Raw genomic sequence first — 16,799 nt, forward strand, 5'->3', positions numbered from 1 at the left:
CAGTGCCTAGACACTGGGATGGCTTTGTTGCACAGCTCTTCGGATAGTGGGTAATGTATAATAAATTCATGAAGCTATATCAAACTTAGCCATGCCTATTTCAGTAAATTTGTTAAGCAAATAACACTTGAGTAGCAGTTCCTTCTCACGATTAATCTCAGATTTATTCCTAAAACTAAATCCAAATATTTGCTTCAGTCGCGAGAAAAAACTTTCTATATAAGATCTCTTCCAATAATTTATCTCTTTTTTCCACCTCTTCATACCATCTTCATCATATGACTTTATGAGCTTGATTGTAGAATTTCTCTCATTCATATAATCCAACTTTGGATGCTCTACTGCATTATTTTGCGGAGGAATCCTTGTCTTTATGTCAAGCTCATCGCACAGTTTGTATAACTTCTTTCGATTATATGCCCTATCTGCATATATCGTGCTTATGTTATACTTGGTATCCACTCTTTCAATAAGATCACAGGCTCCATAGTGGTCGGAATAAACTCCACTACTGTATTTTGCAGCTATAACTTTTTTACTACCTATCTCTAGCATTACATGTAGCTTTCTTGTTTGCTCATAGCGGCGATACTTTCTATCTGTACCATTTGCCTTACTATGGCCTGGAATATTATTGTAGATGCTGATACCTGTACTATCTATAGCAATTTCAATATCTTCCATATCGTTCTTATCAACTCTGCAGTCGTTGATTTTGATATTAAGCTTTTTAAACCTTCTTGAAGCCTGCGAATAGCTGATAATTTGCAAAATTTTCCCTATTTGCTCAAGATATTTCTCTATAAATCCCACTGTTTGCCTAAGACCAATCCTGAATAGATAGGTTATTATGTGAATTAGAATCACTACTTTGTCGCTGTAGACATTGTTGCCACCTGCTACTTTTGGACTATTTTCGTACCAATTTTCAATGGCATCGTTGATATAATGAAAAACATTTCCCCTTTCTTGAAGAAATTTGTTATATTCATTGCAGTTACTGACTTTCATTCTTATTGGCATATTTTTCCTTTGTCGGCTAAATATCTATTTTATAACAAATTCCATCAGTAACTGCCTGTTCTTTCCTTGAGTGGTGCAACAAAGCCATTCCAGCATCAAGTGCTGGAATGACATGGTGAAATATTATTCAAGTAGCCTCTGTCCCAGTACCTATTCGGTGTCATTCAAGTCAACTCTTTTCATCCCAGTGCCTAGACACTGGGATCCAGAAAACTTCACTTTAAATGAGTGCATTAGATTGTCTTTATATAGATGTCAGTGTCAGCTACTCGGATGAAATTCATTTAGTTGTCTTTTCTCATCTACCTTACCACTTTCTTGAACGGATACCATTAGCCATTCCCCTGAATAGATACAACAAATGTTGTATCTTTATCACTTCACATACATTATTCCATATACTATATGAACAACTGAAAAAAGACTTCAGTTAATTGACAATGAATCACGTTATTTTGTCAAATGCGCTGCTATCGCCAAACCATAGCTTAGCTTGAGTGGCTGAGGAGGGATTTGAACCCCCGACCAAGAGATTATGATCCTCCTGCTCTACCACTGAGCTACTCAGCCTCATTAAAAACCTTGCTATATATATGATCTACATGCTTCGTATAATACTTCAAATCAAACAAAGATTCAAGTTTTTTAGAGTTAATAACTTCAAGTAAGGATTTATCTTGTTTCAGTTCGGCCAGAAAATCACTATTGTTTTGTTTCACTTTCATTGCATTGCTCTGAACAATTTTATACGCCTCTTCCCTCGCCAAACCACTATTTACCAACTCGAGTAATACTCGTTGTGAAAAAACCAAGCCTTTTGAAGAATTTAAGTTCTTTTCAATATTTTCCTTATTGATCACCAATTTATCTATCAAATCTGTTAATCGTACTAAAGCAAAATCCATTGCTATACAAGCATCAGGAGCAATGCACCTTTCCACAGACGAGTGCGATATATCTCGTTCGTGCCATAATGCAACATTTTCTAATGCAGGAAAAACGTAGCTGCGTACTAAGCGTGAGAGCCCAGTCAAATTCTCACTTAAAATAGGATTACACTTATGCGGCATAGCAGAACTTCCCTTCTGTCCAGTGGAAAAATATTCAGAGATTTCGCCGACTTCAGTTCTTTGCAAATGACGAATCTCAATTGCAATATTTTCTATTGAGCTTGCAATTACTCCCAAAATTGAAAAGAACATGGCATGTCTATCACGAGGGATGACTTGAGACGATATGGTTTCAGGTATGAGTCCCATTTCTTTCGCTACATACTCTTCAACAAATGGATTAATATTTGTAAAATTACCTACTGCACCTGATATTTTACAAATTGAGATCTCTTTTTGCGCGCTAATTAATCTCTGATAATTGCGTTTAAATTCAGCATAAAATCTAGCAAATTTTAATCCAAGAGTTATTGGTTCTGCATGCATTCCATGACTGCGCCCAACACAAACAATATCTTTATAGTCCTCAGCTTTTTTTTTCAATACTATAAGTAAATTTTTTAGATTCTTGAGTAAAATATCACATGACTCTTTCAACTGCACTGCAAAGCATGTATCTAAAACATCAGAACTTGTCATTCCGTAATGGAGATAACGAACATCAACTCCCGCTTTTTCAGCAATATATGTCAAAAAGGCTATAACATCATGTTTTACAATGGATTCAATTTCGTTAATACGCTCAATATCAAATTCAATAGCACCAGAGAGCTTTTCAGCAACATCATTTGGAATAACTTTTAATTTTGCTTGAGCTTCACATGCTAATTTTTCTATTTTGAGCCATATGTTGAACTTATTTTTTTCTTCCCAAATAGAAGAGATTTCTTTGCGGCTATAGCGTGGAATCATTTTTGATTTATTCCAATAATGGTGTCATTCCAGTGTCATGCACTGGAATGACATGAGGGAAGCACTGGGATGATACCAGCTTAGCAATGGAAGACATTTCTTTACGACTATAACAAGGGATCATCTTTGATCAGCTATCATCAGCATCAGTAGCTTCTTTACTCGCATCTTGCTCTGCCTCTTGTTGCTCAGATTTCTGATTTTGCAACTTTGCTTGCCTTAATTCATGTGCATCTTTCTCAGATCTGACAACGTATATAGTAATTGGCAATATCACTTTACTATGTAATTCTATATTCACTTGATACTCGCCCAAATTTTTGATGCTTATTCCACCCAAAGATAAACTATGATGACTTATATCATATCCTTCTTGTAATAAAGTTTTTGCAATTTCACGTGTGGTTACAGAGCCAAAAATCTTCCCATCCTCTGAAGCTTGCTTTATTAATATAATAAATTTATCATGCAGTGATGATGCAAGCACTTTTGCTGCATTTAATTTTTTGGTATTTTCTTCTTCCAATAATAAACGCTGTTCCTCTAACTTTATTAAATTTTCCTTAGAGGCTTTCATCGCCTTTTTTTGTGGAAAAAGAAAATTACGTGCATAACCTGGCTTAACTTTGACAACTTCACCAAGCTTACCTAAAGTTGTTATATTTTCCTTTAAAATTATTAACATAAATTACCTAACTTTTTTAGTACAGTAAGGAGCAAGAGCTAAAAAGCGTGCTCTTATAATTGCTAAGCGCAACTTTCTTTGTTTTCTTGCGCACACACCTGTTAACCTTCTAGGTAATATTCTACCATAGTCAGAGGTGAATTTGGACAATAAATCTATATTCTTATAGTCTATGTCCTCATCTTTAGATGCAGCAAGAGGACAGACCTTAGGACGCCTAAAGCCAGTTCTGTTATTTACAGACACGTAAGAATTATTAAAACTATTTCGTCTTTTCATCATTATGCACTTTTCTCCTCAATTTGTTTATCCATCATGTAAGATTTACCTTTAAAAAACTCATTAACCCGTACAGACAAGTGGCGAATAATATTCTCATTCAGTTTTACTCTACGCTCAAATTCATCCATAATGCTTGAAGTAAAACTTATACACATCATACAGTAATGACCACTTTTCATCTTATTTATTGGGTATGCAAAATCCAATAGACCCCAATATTCATATTTTATCAATCCTGAAGCTTCAATATTTTTCAAAAGCACTTCCAGCGTTTTATTCAATTGATTTGAGTCTACTATTTTAAAACTTTTTAAAACCTCTTGAAGGGGCTTTATTAGATGTTGTGAAATATTTTCCTTAAAAGCATTTACTACATTATAGATAAATGCACTTTTAGTGTTAGCTCCTGGAAGGTCCATAAAATTTTGTTTTATTCCCGTATCACTTAGTTCATTTTTCAATTCTTTATCGATTCTTGACTTTATTTCTTTTAAATTTGAAAAATCTTCTTCCAATTCAACCCACAAAATTTTTGTCAGAGTTTCCAAAAAATCAGAGTAAACAATCAGACTTTTTTTAATGCTTTCGGTACTTGCCTCTAGCTCTTGTTTTATAACTGTGCTATGTTCTCTTTCTATGAGACCTTTAACCTCCTGAGAAATAACATCTGCTTTAATATTTTTCAACAAAATAGCCAATTCTTGGACCATTTCTTCTACTTCTTGCTGCAATAAGTTCGGTTGTGCTATAAAAGTAAATTCATAGAGATTCACTATATCTTCCTTTAATATCAATTAAACACTTTAATTATATAAAACTTTTTTATATAAGCAAGTTATTTGTATTAATTTCTACGTCTTCAATCCAACTTAAGTGAGATATTTCATAAATAGCTTTGGGGGTGATTGAATATGTACCTGGCAACAAGATGCTGACTTTATGTTTTTCGAGAAGAAACTTTAGCATTATTTTGGTTTTGCCTCCATTTTTCAACACTGCATTCAACTCCTCAGCAACTTTTTGCGAGTCTGAACATACAGCAGTTAAAACTAATCCTTTCATTAGAGAAGTAACCTTTTCTGTAAATTCAGATATGTCCTTTCCTGATAGTCTCGTTGTGTTTTCTGAAATTTCAAGATCAATTATCACAAATGCTCCAGGTGAAAATAGATTCCTTTTTTCTTCTATTATTTCATTATTGTAGAATGCTATTTCAGAAACATTGTGGGGATCAGAAAGTGTTAGTATAACAAATCTTCCACGTTCTGAGGTTCTCATACGCACATTTAATATTACACCAGCAGTTTTTATCGTTTTACTCTCTCCGATAAACCCAATATTTAATTTTTTCAAGAGAGTTCTAAACTTTTCAAGTGGATGATTAGTTAAGTAAAATCCCAATGAAAATAACTCATGCTCTAATTTTTCCTCTTCATTAAAATCTTCCACGTTCTCAAGTTTTGGCTTCAGAATATCAAGATTACCAAATAAAGCAGCTTGATTTGACTGCCTATTTTTATTTGCAAAGTAAATCAATGTGTCTATTGACTCGTATAACTGCTTTCTATTTTTGTGCACACTATCGAATGTTCCAGATTTAATTAAACTTTCTAATGCCCTTTTATTTATTATATGCCCCAAATTTTGAATGAATTCCCATATGTCCTTATAAGAACTTGAGCGTGCATTTACTATTCCTTCTGCTATAGCAAAACCAACATTACGCAAAGCAGCAATTCCGTAGCGTATGTGCTCACCCTCTATTGAAAATTCAGCCTTAGATTTGCTGATATCAGGCGAAAGAACAGCAACTCCACTGAATTTTGCAGCATGATAAAACAAATTCAGTTTGTCTCTATCATCAATGTTGAGATTCATCAAGGCCGTAAAAAATTCTAGCAGGTAGTTAGCCTTAAGGTAAGCTGTTTGGTAAGATATAATCGCATATGCTGCAGCGTGGGATTTATTAAATCCATAACCAGCAAATTTTGCAACAAGATCAAAAATATAACTTGCCCTGTCGTAATCAACACCGTTTTTTGTTGCTCCTTGAACAAAAAGTTCACGTTGTTTATCCATCTCTGCCTTAATTTTCTTACCCATGGCACGTCTGAGTAAATCCGCCTCTGCTAAGCTATATCCAGAGAGAATACGCGCTATTTCCATTACCTGTTCTTGGTAGATTATTACTCCGAATGTTTCTTTTAACACCTCCTCAAGCAATGGATGAATGTAATCTGGCTTTTCAAGTCCATGCTTTCTTGCAACATAAGTTGGAATGTTATCCATAGGCCCTGGGCGATAAAGAGAAATTAAAGCGATGATATCTTCAATGCAGTCTGGCTTTAGTTTTATTAAAGCTTCTCTCATTCCCGAACTTTCAAGCTGAAACACTCCGATTGAATCACCTCTTGAGAGCATTTCATAGGTTCTTTGATCAATCAAAGAAACTGAGGAAATATCAAATTTTTTTTTATCACGATTAATTAAACGACATACATGATCTATTAGTGTTAGCGTACCAAGTCCAAGAAAATCAAATTTTATTAACCCAGCTTTCTCTACATATTTCATGCTGTATTGAGTGATTGGCAGAGCCGAATTTGGATCATAATAGACGGGAACAAAATTTTCTAATTTTTGATCGCATATTACAATTCCAGCAGCATGAGTTGAAACGTGACGATATATTCCTTCGAGCTTTAGAGATATATCAAGAAGTTTGGCAATTACTTCATCACTATCCCTTTCTTTCTGAAGATTTTGATCAAACTCTATCGCTTGCGATAAAGTTACAGGATTTACTGGATTAAATGGAACCATTTTAGATATTTTATCCACTTGAGAGTAAGGCATTTGCAATACTCTACCAACATCACGCAATACTGCCCTTGCTTGCAATTTTCCAAAAGTGATTATTTGAGCAACATAACCGTACTTTTTCTGAACATAATCAATAACCAGGTCCCTTTTCTCTTGGCAGAAATCGATATCAAAGTCAGGCATCGATACACGATCAGGATTTAAAAATCTTTCAAAGATCAGACCAAATTTTATTGGATCAAGATCTGTAATCTGCAAGCTCCAAGCAACAATTGATCCAGCACCAGAACCTCTTCCCGGTCCAACTGGAATGCCATTTGCTTTGCTCCAACGAATGAAATCAGAAACTATCAAAAAGTAGCCAGCGTAGTTCATCGAAGTTATTACGCTTAGTTCGTAATTCAGCCGATCGTAGTATTGTTTAAGGTCTATGTCCGTTTCATTTGCAATGCGGAATTCTAATCCTGCAACTGCCTGCTCCCTCAGTTCTTCATTCTCAGTTTTATTTTCTCGACAAGGAAATTTAGGCAAGATAGGCTGCCTGCTTCTTGGCATGTAAGAGCACCGCTTAGCTATCACTAAAGTGTTATAAATTGCTTCGGGAATGTCGCTGAACAGTTCCTCCATTTCTGCCACAGATTTGAAGTAATGCTCGGTAGTTAACTTCTTTCTGTTATTCTCCAGGGCATAACTGCCCTCCGATATGCACGTTAATATATCATAAGCTTCATAATCAGATCTATTTGAAAAAAACACATCATTCGTTGCCACTAGTGGTATATTGCGCTGGTAAGCAAAATCTATTAAAGCTTCTTCAAGCTCTAGCTCTTTATTCAGCCCATGACGCTGCAATTCAACATATAAATGACCATCGAATGCTGAAAGCAGTTTTTCAACCGTTTCTTTGTCTTGCTCCAATAACAGTTGAGCCAAACATCCACCAGTTAAGGCGATTAGACCTGTATTAAAACTTAATAGCTCATCAAAATCAACGCAGGGAATATCGCTGCTATTTTTGCGCTTTTTAAAAGACTCACTCACCAAAGTGACTAAATTAGTGTACCCTTGTTCATTTTTTGCAAGTAGGAGTATTGATAAATTTTGTTCTAAGTGTCGAACGATAATATTGCATCCTACTATTAGCTGTATTCCCTTATTTGCTGCATATTCTGCAAATTCAAGTGAGCCAAATAAGTTGCCTGAATCAGTAACTGCAACTGCCGGCATTTTGTTCTGCAAACAAAGACCAATCAGCTCCTCAATTTTAACCGAACTCTCAAGCAGAGAATAAACGCTATGAACACGTAAGTGTATGAACATAAAAAATTTTAGATTAGCAATAGTTAAGGATAACATTAATTTACTTATAAGGATATGCAATAGAGTCAACTTGACAAACCTCATCAGTCTTCTTATCATGACAATAAGAGTATTTATCCTTGTTTTTAATCTCTGCAGATTTAACAACAAAAATTCAGTAAAAAACTCAGGTATATATTGGCAGATTACATAAAATTATAGCGGCTGCATGTCTTTTTTATTTTTTCTACATTCAGCCAAAACGCGCTTTAAATAAGCGTTAGCACATTATTACAATGCCGATTTACATTATTATAGGGTTAAAACTCACTACTGGGGGATTCTTTTGCCTTTTTTTGCTTGGTAAATTTCTTAATATTTTTGATTGGTTAGGAGTTCTATAGAGATGTCATTTCAGTGCTTCTTATTACCTGTTCTGGATTCCAGTGGGCTTTGTTGCACAGCTCTTCGGATAGTGGGTAATGTATAATAAATTCATGAAGCTATATCAAACTTAGCCATGCCTATTTCAGTAAATTTGTTAAGCAAATAACACTTGAGTAGCAGTTCCTTCTCACGATTAATCTCAGATTTATTCCTAAAACTAAATCCAAATATTTGCTTCAGTCGCGAGAAAAAACTTTCTATATAAGATCTCTTCCAATAATTTATCTCTTTTTTCCACCTCTTCATACCATCTTCATCATATGACTTTATGAGCTTGATTGTAGAATTTCTCTCATTCATATAATCCAACTTTGGATGCTCTACTGCATTATTTTGCGGAGGAATCCTTGTCTTTATGTCAAGCTCATCGCACAGTTTGTATAACTTCTTTCGATTATATGCCCTATCTGCATATATCGTGCTTATGTTATACTTGGTATCCACTCTTTCAATAAGATCACAGGCTCCATAGTGGTCGGAATAAACTCCACTACTGTATTTTGCAGCTATAACTTTTTTACTACCTATCTCTAGCATTACATGTAGCTTTCTTGTTTGCTCATAGCGGCGATACTTTCTATCTGTACCATTTGCCTTACTATGGCCTGGAATATTATTGTAGATGCTGATACCTGTACTATCTATAGCAATTTCAATATCTTCCATATCGTTCTTATCAACTCTGCAGTCGTTGATTTTGATATTAAGCTTTTTAAACCTTCTTGAAGCCTGCGAATAGCTGATAATTTGCAAAATTTTCCCTATTTGCTCAAGATATTTCTCTATAAATCCCACTGTTTGCCTAAGACCAATCCTGAATAGATAGGTTATTATGTGAATTAGAATCACTACTTTGTCGCTGTAGACATTGTTGCCACCTGCTACTTTTGGACTATTTTCGTACCAATTTTCAATGGCATCGTTGATATAATGAAAAACATTTCCCCTTTCTTGAAGAAATTTGTTATATTCATTGCAGTTACTGACTTTCATTCTTATTGGCATATTTTTCCTTTGTCGGCTAAATATCTATTTTATAACAAATTCCATCAGTAACTGCCTGTTCTTTCCTTGAGTGGTGCAACAAAGCCCACTGGCATCCAGTTTTTTTGTGCAATTCCGTCAAAAAAAGCGCTTTCGTGTTTACCAACTTAGTTAGATTCCAGTGTCAAGCTACTCGGATGACACCAAAGAGGCTATTTGAATCTAATTTACTATTCACAATCCCGGTTATTAGCTTATTTGAGTTGACTTTTCATCATAATTATGTAATAATTAAACATATTATTTAATATTGAAGGTAGAATTATGACAGGAGGATATGAGTCACTGGAAAAAGTACTAAAGACGATTGAGGCTGAGAAAGATTTAAATCTCAATAATATAATTGAGAAAATAAAAACAGAACTAGAGGAACGGGATCAAGGTCTATATAAAAATTGGGAGGAAGGTAAATTTGATGTAAATTATGTATTTTCTCTCTTCTTCTGTGAGTGTACGTTATTAACGATAGCTGCTGAGAATGGTTACACAAATATAGTAAATGTTTTACTAGGCTCTGTGAACAAAATTTTTCTGCGAGAAAAAAGTAGAGAAGAAGTAGGAGAGAAGAGGAAAAAGAGGTAGTTTAACTGTGAATAACAGAGAAACTACCAATGGTATATTACATACAAGAAACAAAATGGAAACAAATTTTTGAATTCTTAAAAGGAATCAAAGGAATACACAGCAAAAATGAAAAAAGGTTGAGAATATTTGTGGAAGCAGTTTGGTACATAGTTCGCAGTGGTTGTCAGTGGAGACTTTTGGCAGAGATTTACGGCAATTACAGGAGCATACATAGAAGGTTTAAAAAGTGGTGTGAAAAGGGAATTTGGAAAAGGCTGTACAAATATACACAAGATCCAGATTTAGAAGTGCACATGATAGATGGAACGATTATTCGTGCTCACGCTTGTTCGGCTGGATATAAGAAAAACTCCGGAGGTCAAGAGGCTTTAGGACGCAGTAGAGGTGGCTTTTCTACAAAAATTCATGCACTTGTCGATGCGCTGGGAAATCCTTTGAAATTTATGCTTACTCCTGGACAAAGAAACGACATTACACAAGCTGAAGCTTTAACAGAAAATATCTCAAACTCGACTATAGTGGCAGATAAAGGCTATGACAGTAATACTTTTATTACCAATCTTAAAAGTAAAGGTTGCAAAGTTGTGATTCCACCAAAACGAAACCGAAAAATGCAGAGAGAGTATGACAAACATGTCTATAAAGAGCGCCATCTGATTGAGTGTTTCTTTGGTAAAATAAAGCATTTTAGGAGCATCTTCTCTCGCTTTGACAAGACTGCTGTAGTATTTATGGGATTTTTAAATTTTGTTGGAGCACTTATATGGCTGGTCTAAAATTTTGTTCACAGAGCCTAGAAAAAGGAGCAAATGTTGATGAGAAAGGTTGGCGTGATGCGACTCCTTTGCATTTCGCTGCTGGGAATGGTCACAAAAAGACAGTAGAGGTTTTAATCCAAGAAGGAGCAAATGTTAACGCAGTAGATATTGAAGGGTGGACTCCTTTACATGTCGCTGCTCTTCATGGTCGAGCAAATATAGTAGGGGTTTTACTCGAAAAAGGAGCAAATGTTAATGAGAAAGGTTGGCGTGATGCGACTCCTTTGCATTTCGCTGCTAGGAATGGTCACAAAAAGACAGTAGAGGTTTTAATCCAAGAAGGAGCAAATGTTAACGCAGTAGATCGATATGGAAAGACTCCTTTAGATTATGCTGAAGGTTATGCTAAGAATCAAGACGTAGTAAAAGCTCTATTAGACGCAAGAGGAGGTTCTTTTGTGAAAGCACGTAATAAGGCAATGATTGCTGGTGGAGTGAATACATTATTAGGCACTGCTATAGCAGTGGCACTTTTTACAACTGGAACAATTACAGCTCAGTTGATACCTATCGTTATAGCAGTGGTTGCAGTTACAGCAGCAGCACTGGTAGTTGGTTGTGCTACATATGAATTACTAAAGCCTAGTACTAAAGTTGATGGAGCAGAAAAACCAATTGTCAACTCAATAAATGAACAGCAGGGAGTTACTAGCATTTCTTCATATTAGAGCGCGTGACGCAGGTTCCTGGATCCCAGTACTGGGATGACAATGAAGGGGCTGCTTGAATAACAACGAAGGGTTATTTGGATAATAGCCGCACTTGATCTGGATGCCAGTGGGCTTTGTTGCACCACTCAAGGAAAGAACAGGCAGTTACTGATGGAATTTGTTATAAAATAGATATTTAGCCGACAAAGGAAAAATATGCCAATAAGAATGAAAGTCAGTAACTGCAATGAATATAACAAATTTCTTCAAGAAAGGGGAAATGTTTTTCATTATATCAACGATGCCATTGAAAATTGGTACGAAAATAGTCCAAAAGTAGCAGGTGGCAACAATGTCTACAGCGACAAAGTAGTGATTCTAATTCACATAATAACCTATCTATTCAGGATTGGTCTTAGGCAAACAGTGGGATTTATAGAGAAATATCTTGAGCAAATAGGGAAAATTTTGCAAATTATCAGCTATTCGCAGGCTTCAAGAAGGTTTAAAAAGCTTAATATCAAAATCAACGACTGCAGAGTTGATAAGAACGATATGGAAGATATTGAAATTGCTATAGATAGTACAGGTATCAGCATCTACAATAATATTCCAGGCCATAGTAAGGCAAATGGTACAGATAGAAAGTATCGCCGCTATGAGCAAACAAGAAAGCTACATGTAATGCTAGAGATAGGTAGTAAAAAAGTTATAGCTGCAAAATACAGTAGTGGAGTTTATTCCGACCACTATGGAGCCTGTGATCTTATTGAAAGAGTGGATACCAAGTATAACATAAGCACGATATATGCAGATAGGGCATATAATCGAAAGAAGTTATACAAACTGTGCGATGAGCTTGACATAAAGACAAGGATTCCTCCGCAAAATAATGCAGTAGAGCATCCAAAGTTGGATTATATGAATGAGAGAAATTCTACAATCAAGCTCATAAAGTCATATGATGAAGATGGTATGAAGAGGTGGAAAAAAGAGATAAATTATTGGAAGAGATCTTATATAGAAAGTTTTTTCTCGCGACTGAAGCAAATATTTGGATTTAGTTTTAGGAATAAATCTGAGATTAATCGTGAGAAGGAACTGCTACTCAAGTGTTATTTGCTTAACAAATTTACTGAAATAGGCATGGCTAAGTTTGATATAGCTTCATGAATTTATTATACATTACCCACTATCCGAAGAGCTGTGCAACAAAGCCTGCTGGAATCCAGAAGTTTTTTGAGCACAAAAGTCATGCTAAGTTTTTGTTGTTAAGAAAGGCTGGATAGCTACTTGAATGACACCATTTGTTACTGTGTTTTTGTCTATCTTATTTTGCTACCCTACTGAACGAATACACAAAATCTAACTTTTTTCTATACAACCAGCTAGGTCAAGAAAGGTGAATCTATCTCTTGTTGCAAATGTAAGATTGACTACCTTGCAATATTGCTCTTTGTTCCAATTAAGATGCTCCGGTAAGTACGGAATTGATAGATCTTCAAATACTTTCTGCAGGTGTTTTGCAGATAGTAAATTTTGCTTAATTAAACTAGAAATATTACTCCATTCTTTGTAAATAATCTCTTGAATTTTTTGCTGCATAATTTGCTTCTGCTTTAGAATTTTTATAAATTCGGTATTACCAAAGCACTGAGTTATATGTTTTACATCTAAAGTGATCGGTTTGGTAATCGGGTTTTGTATTGACAATATCTCCTCTTGCAAGTTAGCCATAGTAATCGTCGTAACAGCAATTTTTTCGCCATGTAACGAGGAGGAATAATCTTTTGTTACCGTCTCCATTGCATGAGCTATCATATGTTCTCCTTGGCTTGCAGAGTAGCTGCCTTTTGACATCACCATTCCAAGTCCTGAAATCAATAAGGCTTCCATAAGTAATAAAACTACTCTTTTATCTTTTTTAGCAAGTGCCAAGTGTTCTCTGAGCAAAATTTCCTCCAGATTGCGAACAAGTTTAAAGGGGAGTTCATTATATTCTGTGCCAAGTAATAGATGAGATAATAGCCAATCGGCTTGTACTGTTGAACGGCAGATGAAATCTGCAAATCCACTTAATGTGAGGCGTGGTGGTGCGTTGGCAATTATATCGTTATCAATGTATATTGCCTTTGGAAGATGTGCTCCGAACGATTTTTTATATCCATCAACTAATATTGAAGCGTTTGCAGAGCTATACCCATTCATGGAAGCGGCTGTTGGGAACGATATATAATCTTTTTTCTCGAGGTAGCTTGCATATTTGCAGATATCATTAACAGTGCCACTACCAAATGCAACCATTAAGTCACTATCTTTTGCTTTATTTCTAACTAGGTTTACAGTTTGGAGGGAAGCAGCGCTGTTCAGTCTATTTGGTGTCATCCAAGTAGCGTGACACTGCGATCCATCATAGTCACGCGCTGGAATAATTAAATGAGAAACTTTATTAAGTATGTTTTTGTTTAAAAGTTTTGCTGTATTTTCATCTGCAATCAGAAAAATGTCATTTCCGTATTGTCTACATATTTCATAGATATTATCAGCAAGTACTGTTACTTCCCTAATAAGAACTTGTTCTGTGTGCTGTAATATTTGTTTTAAATATCGCATAGAATGTTTACAATACGGTAATGTTAGTATTTCAAGATTGATATGAAGATTGACCCTGTAGAACTAACTAAGAAATTAATTTCTTTTAAAAGTATAACACCAAAAGACGATGGGGCAATAGAGCATATAGCAGCCATTCTTAAGAAAAGTGGTTTTGAATGTGAGATTTTAGAGTTTGGTGATAAAGTTAAAAATCTTTATGCGAAATATATAAATGGAGTACCAAACTTGTGTTTTGCTGGACATGTTGATGTTGTACCACCAGGTGAGTTAAAAGATTGGATATCTGATCCATTTAAGCCAGAAGTTAGAAATGGAATGCTATACGGAAGAGGAGCAGCTGATATGAAAGGCGGAGTAGCTGCATTTATTGCTGCTATCGTAGATTCAGTTGCAGGTAAGTTTCGATTCAGTGGTTCAATCAGTGCATTGATTACCGGTGCTGAAGAAAGCACGGAAGAACATGGAACAAAGGCCGTTTTGGAATGGATGAAAAGTAAGCAAAAAAAGATAGATTTTTGTATAGTTGGAGAACCAACGAGTAGTGAGAAATTAGGTGATACCATAAAAATAGGTAGAAGAGGTTCTGCAACATTTAAATTGATTTGCCATGGTAAACAAGGGCACGTTGCCTACCCAGATCTAGCAGATAATCCAATATATAAAATGGTATCGATACTAAGTAAGATAAAAGATACCACTTTTGATACTGGTACTAAATACTTTCAGCCTTCACATTGCGAAATTACTACTATCGACGTTGGAAATAATACTAATAATCTAATACCTAGTTCAATAGCAGCAGGTTTTAATGTTCGATATAACAATACACAAACACCGGACGTTTTATATAAGATGATTGATGCAATATGCACCAATGTGACTAACGATTATAAACTGTCTATGCAGAGCAGCAGGGACGTTTTTCTCTCTACTCCTGATAGAAATACTGATATTATGCTTGATGCGATAAATAAAATTACCGGTATTGATGCTGTGCTGAGTACAAATGGTGGCACATCTGATGCTGCGTTTATTAAGGATATTTGTCCAGTAATTGAATTTGGTATGATCAACAAAACCGCACATCAGGTAAATGAATGCGTATCAATAGACGATATACATAAATTAACAGCTATATATAAGGAGTTTATAAAAAATTATTTTTACCCCACTAATAAAATATTAAACCAAATCAATGTAATTGGTAATACGCCTGATGGTCCATTATTAGCTTGAGGTGCAGTTGCATAGAGAAGAAACTTACTAGACACATTTTACCAACCCCTTATTATAATATTAAGGGTATTTTTGACTCAAAACTTGTCTTTGATCTGTGCGAGCTTAATAACAAAAATTCAGTAGAAAGCTTATTGGCGAAAATTATCTGTTCAGCAGAGTGACAAAATAAGATAGACAAAAAGGGTGTAAGAACAAATAGTGTCATGCAACACTGGCTTTTGTACACAAAACGTTGTAAAGCGCTTTTGTCAACCTGGATCCCAGCTGGCTTTGTTGCACCACTCAAGGAAAGAACAGGCAGTTACTGATGGAATTTGTTATAAAATAGATATTTAGCCGACAAAGGAAAAATATGCCAATAAGAATGAAAGTCAGTAACTGCAATGAATATAACAAATTTCTTCAAGAAAGGGGAAATGTTTTTCATTATATCAACGATGCCATTGAAAATTGGTACGAAAATAGTCCAAAAGTAGCAGGTGGCAACAATGTCTACAGCGACAAAGTAGTGATTCTAATTCACATAATAACCTATCTATTCAGGATTGGTCTTAGGCAAACAGTGGGATTTATAGAGAAATATCTTGAGCAAATAGGGAAAATTTTGCAAATTATCAGCTATTCGCAGGCTTCAAGAAGGTTTAAAAAGCTTAATATCAAAATCAACGACTGCAGAGTTGATAAGAACGATATGGAAGATATTGAAATTGCTATAGATAGTACAGGTATCAGCATCTACAATAATATTCCAGGCCATAGTAAGGCAAATGGTACAGATAGAAAGTATCGCCGCTATGAGCAAACAAGAAAGCTACATGTAATGCTAGAGATAGGTAGTAAAAAAGTTATAGCTGCAAAATACAGTAGTGGAGTTTATTCCGACCACTATGGAGCCTGTGATCTTATTGAAAGAGTGGATACCAAGTATAACATAAGCACGATATATGCAGATAGGGCATATAATCGAAAGAAGTTATACAAACTGTGCGATGAGCTTGACATAAAGACAAGGATTCCTCCGCAAAATAATGCAGTAGAGCATCCAAAGTTGGATTATATGAATGAGAGAAATTCTACAATCAAGCTCATAAAGTCATATGATGAAGATGGTATGAAGAGGTGGAAAAAAGAGATAAATTATTGGAAGAGATCTTATATAGAAAGTTTTTTCTCGCGACTGAAGCAAATATTTGGATTTAGTTTTAGGAATAAATCTGAGATTAATCGTGAGAAGGAACTGCTACTCAAGTGTTATTTGCTTAACAAATTTACTGAAATAGGCATGGCTAAGTTTGATATAGCTTCATGAATTTATTATACATTACCCACTATCCGAAGAGCTGTGCAACAAAGCCATCCCAGCTCGGATAACAAGAAAAGAAGCACTGGTTTCACATAGATCTGAACAGATATAATTTCTTAAACA

At 35.2% G+C, this 16,799-nt stretch carries 16 protein-coding genes and 1 tRNA gene; 7 read left to right on the forward strand and 10 right to left on the reverse strand.

What is annotated here, in order from left to right; all coding sequences use genetic code 11:
- Positions 1-66: 66 nt before the first annotated feature.
- The 9 genes from ACQ4M0_RS03485 to ACQ4M0_RS03525 all read right to left on the reverse strand — a co-directional run bounded on the left by ACQ4M0_RS03485 (position 67) and on the right by ACQ4M0_RS03525 (position 9,571).
- On the reverse strand, positions 67-1,023 hold the full coding sequence (locus ACQ4M0_RS03485; RefSeq protein ID WP_213863789.1) for an IS5 family transposase: 957 nt from the start codon (positions 1,021-1,023) through the stop codon (positions 67-69).
- A 498-nt stretch (positions 1,024-1,521) separates the two neighbouring features.
- A tRNA-Met gene (locus ACQ4M0_RS03490) sits at positions 1,522-1,593 on the reverse strand.
- Positions 1,584-2,885, reverse strand: a complete 1,302-nt coding sequence (gene purB, locus ACQ4M0_RS03495) for an adenylosuccinate lyase (RefSeq protein WP_007302075.1) — start codon at positions 2,883-2,885, stop codon at positions 1,584-1,586. The genes ACQ4M0_RS03490 and purB overlap by 10 nt, the downstream gene beginning before the upstream one ends.
- A gap of 130 nt (positions 2,886-3,015) precedes the next feature.
- Positions 3,016-3,570, reverse strand: coding sequence for a 50S ribosomal protein L9 (gene rplI / locus ACQ4M0_RS03500; RefSeq protein ID WP_438456234.1), 555 nt, complete (start codon positions 3,568-3,570; stop codon positions 3,016-3,018).
- A gap of 3 nt (positions 3,571-3,573) precedes the next feature.
- Entirely contained in the window at positions 3,574-3,852 is a 279-nt protein-coding gene (gene rpsR, locus ACQ4M0_RS03505) for a 30S ribosomal protein S18 (protein WP_015587948.1), read from the reverse strand.
- Positions 3,852-4,625, reverse strand: coding sequence for a 30S ribosomal protein S6 (gene rpsF, locus ACQ4M0_RS03510; protein ID WP_052264806.1), 774 nt, complete (start codon positions 4,623-4,625; stop codon positions 3,852-3,854). Before rpsF ends, rpsR begins: the two co-directional genes overlap by 1 nt.
- Positions 4,626-4,674: 49 nt before the next feature.
- The gene (dnaE, locus tag ACQ4M0_RS03515; protein ID WP_438456235.1) at positions 4,675-7,995 is read right to left on the reverse strand and encodes a DNA polymerase III subunit alpha; all 3,321 of its coding nucleotides are present in this window, start codon (positions 7,993-7,995) and stop codon (positions 4,675-4,677) included.
- A gap of 474 nt (positions 7,996-8,469) precedes the next feature.
- Positions 8,470-9,426: an IS5 family transposase gene (locus tag ACQ4M0_RS03520; protein ID WP_213863789.1), complete on the reverse strand. Its 957-nt coding sequence runs from the start codon at positions 9,424-9,426 to the stop codon at positions 8,470-8,472.
- Between the two features lie 16 nt (positions 9,427-9,442).
- Positions 9,443-9,571, reverse strand: a complete 129-nt coding sequence (locus ACQ4M0_RS03525) for a hypothetical protein (RefSeq protein WP_438456236.1) — start codon at positions 9,569-9,571, stop codon at positions 9,443-9,445.
- A gap of 158 nt (positions 9,572-9,729) precedes the next feature.
- On the opposite strand from ACQ4M0_RS03525, the gene ACQ4M0_RS03530 reads away from it, so the two are divergent.
- The 4 genes from ACQ4M0_RS03530 to ACQ4M0_RS03545 all read left to right on the forward strand — a co-directional run bounded on the left by ACQ4M0_RS03530 (position 9,730) and on the right by ACQ4M0_RS03545 (position 12,691).
- Complete coding sequence (locus ACQ4M0_RS03530; RefSeq protein WP_438456237.1) at positions 9,730-10,047, forward strand: hypothetical protein; 318 nt, start codon at positions 9,730-9,732, stop codon at positions 10,045-10,047.
- Between the two features lie 29 nt (positions 10,048-10,076).
- Positions 10,077-10,826: an IS5 family transposase gene (locus ACQ4M0_RS03535; RefSeq protein ID WP_438456238.1), complete on the forward strand. Its 750-nt coding sequence runs from the start codon at positions 10,077-10,079 to the stop codon at positions 10,824-10,826.
- The gene (locus ACQ4M0_RS03540; RefSeq protein ID WP_438456239.1) at positions 10,814-11,536 is read left to right on the forward strand and encodes an ankyrin repeat domain-containing protein; all 723 of its coding nucleotides are present in this window, start codon (positions 10,814-10,816) and stop codon (positions 11,534-11,536) included. The genes ACQ4M0_RS03535 and ACQ4M0_RS03540 overlap by 13 nt, the downstream gene beginning before the upstream one ends.
- Positions 11,537-11,734: 198 nt before the next feature.
- Positions 11,735-12,691: an IS5 family transposase gene (locus ACQ4M0_RS03545; RefSeq protein ID WP_213863789.1), complete on the forward strand. Its 957-nt coding sequence runs from the start codon at positions 11,735-11,737 to the stop codon at positions 12,689-12,691.
- A 192-nt stretch (positions 12,692-12,883) separates the two neighbouring features.
- Here the strand turns inward: ACQ4M0_RS03545 and ACQ4M0_RS03550 are convergent, their stop codons facing one another.
- A complete protein-coding gene (locus ACQ4M0_RS03550) occupies positions 12,884-14,131 on the reverse strand; it encodes an iron-containing alcohol dehydrogenase (RefSeq protein ID WP_213863793.1) in 1,248 nt (415 codons plus the stop codon).
- A gap of 42 nt (positions 14,132-14,173) precedes the next feature.
- On the opposite strand from ACQ4M0_RS03550, the gene dapE reads away from it, so the two are divergent.
- The 3 genes from dapE (at position 14,174) to ACQ4M0_RS03565 (ending at position 16,682) form a co-directional block, all read left to right on the forward strand.
- The gene (gene dapE / locus ACQ4M0_RS03555; protein ID WP_438456240.1) at positions 14,174-15,370 is read left to right on the forward strand and encodes a succinyl-diaminopimelate desuccinylase; all 1,197 of its coding nucleotides are present in this window, start codon (positions 14,174-14,176) and stop codon (positions 15,368-15,370) included.
- A 201-nt stretch (positions 15,371-15,571) separates the two neighbouring features.
- The gene (locus ACQ4M0_RS03560) at positions 15,572-15,709 is read left to right on the forward strand and encodes a hypothetical protein (RefSeq protein ID WP_438456241.1); all 138 of its coding nucleotides are present in this window, start codon (positions 15,572-15,574) and stop codon (positions 15,707-15,709) included.
- Between the two features lie 16 nt (positions 15,710-15,725).
- Complete coding sequence (locus tag ACQ4M0_RS03565) at positions 15,726-16,682, forward strand: IS5 family transposase (RefSeq protein ID WP_213863789.1); 957 nt, start codon at positions 15,726-15,728, stop codon at positions 16,680-16,682.
- The last annotated feature ends 117 nt before the right edge of the window (positions 16,683-16,799 follow it).

Source organism: Wolbachia endosymbiont of Kerria lacca (genome assembly GCF_051602725.1).
GTDB lineage: Bacteria > Pseudomonadota > Alphaproteobacteria > Rickettsiales > Anaplasmataceae > Wolbachia.

Excerpts from the sequence above, each read along its gene's own strand:
- ACQ4M0_RS03565 (WP_213863789.1), top strand. The coding sequence starts at position 15,726 with ATGCCAATAAGAATGAAAGTCAGTAACTGCAATGAATATAACAAATTT.
- dapE (WP_438456240.1), top strand. The coding sequence starts at position 14,174 with ATGAAGATTGACCCTGTAGAACTAACTAAGAAATTAATTTCTTTTAAA.
- ACQ4M0_RS03485 (WP_213863789.1), bottom strand. The coding sequence starts at position 1,023 with ATGCCAATAAGAATGAAAGTCAGTAACTGCAATGAATATAACAAATTT.
- rplI (WP_438456234.1), bottom strand. The coding sequence starts at position 3,570 with ATGTTAATAATTTTAAAGGAAAATATAACAACTTTAGGTAAGCTTGGT.
- ACQ4M0_RS03520 (WP_213863789.1), bottom strand. The coding sequence starts at position 9,426 with ATGCCAATAAGAATGAAAGTCAGTAACTGCAATGAATATAACAAATTT.
- ACQ4M0_RS03530 (WP_438456237.1), top strand. The coding sequence starts at position 9,730 with ATGACAGGAGGATATGAGTCACTGGAAAAAGTACTAAAGACGATTGAG.
- ACQ4M0_RS03545 (WP_213863789.1), top strand. The coding sequence starts at position 11,735 with ATGCCAATAAGAATGAAAGTCAGTAACTGCAATGAATATAACAAATTT.
- rpsR (WP_015587948.1), bottom strand. The coding sequence starts at position 3,852 with ATGATGAAAAGACGAAATAGTTTTAATAATTCTTACGTGTCTGTAAAT.
- ACQ4M0_RS03540 (WP_438456239.1), top strand. The coding sequence starts at position 10,814 with ATGGCTGGTCTAAAATTTTGTTCACAGAGCCTAGAAAAAGGAGCAAAT.
- ACQ4M0_RS03535 (WP_438456238.1), top strand. The coding sequence starts at position 10,077 with ATGGTATATTACATACAAGAAACAAAATGGAAACAAATTTTTGAATTC.
- purB (WP_007302075.1), bottom strand. The coding sequence starts at position 2,885 with ATGATTCCACGCTATAGCCGCAAAGAAATCTCTTCTATTTGGGAAGAA.
- ACQ4M0_RS03550 (WP_213863793.1), bottom strand. The coding sequence starts at position 14,131 with ATGCGATATTTAAAACAAATATTACAGCACACAGAACAAGTTCTTATT.
- dnaE (WP_438456235.1), bottom strand. The coding sequence starts at position 7,995 with ATGTTCATACACTTACGTGTTCATAGCGTTTATTCTCTGCTTGAGAGT.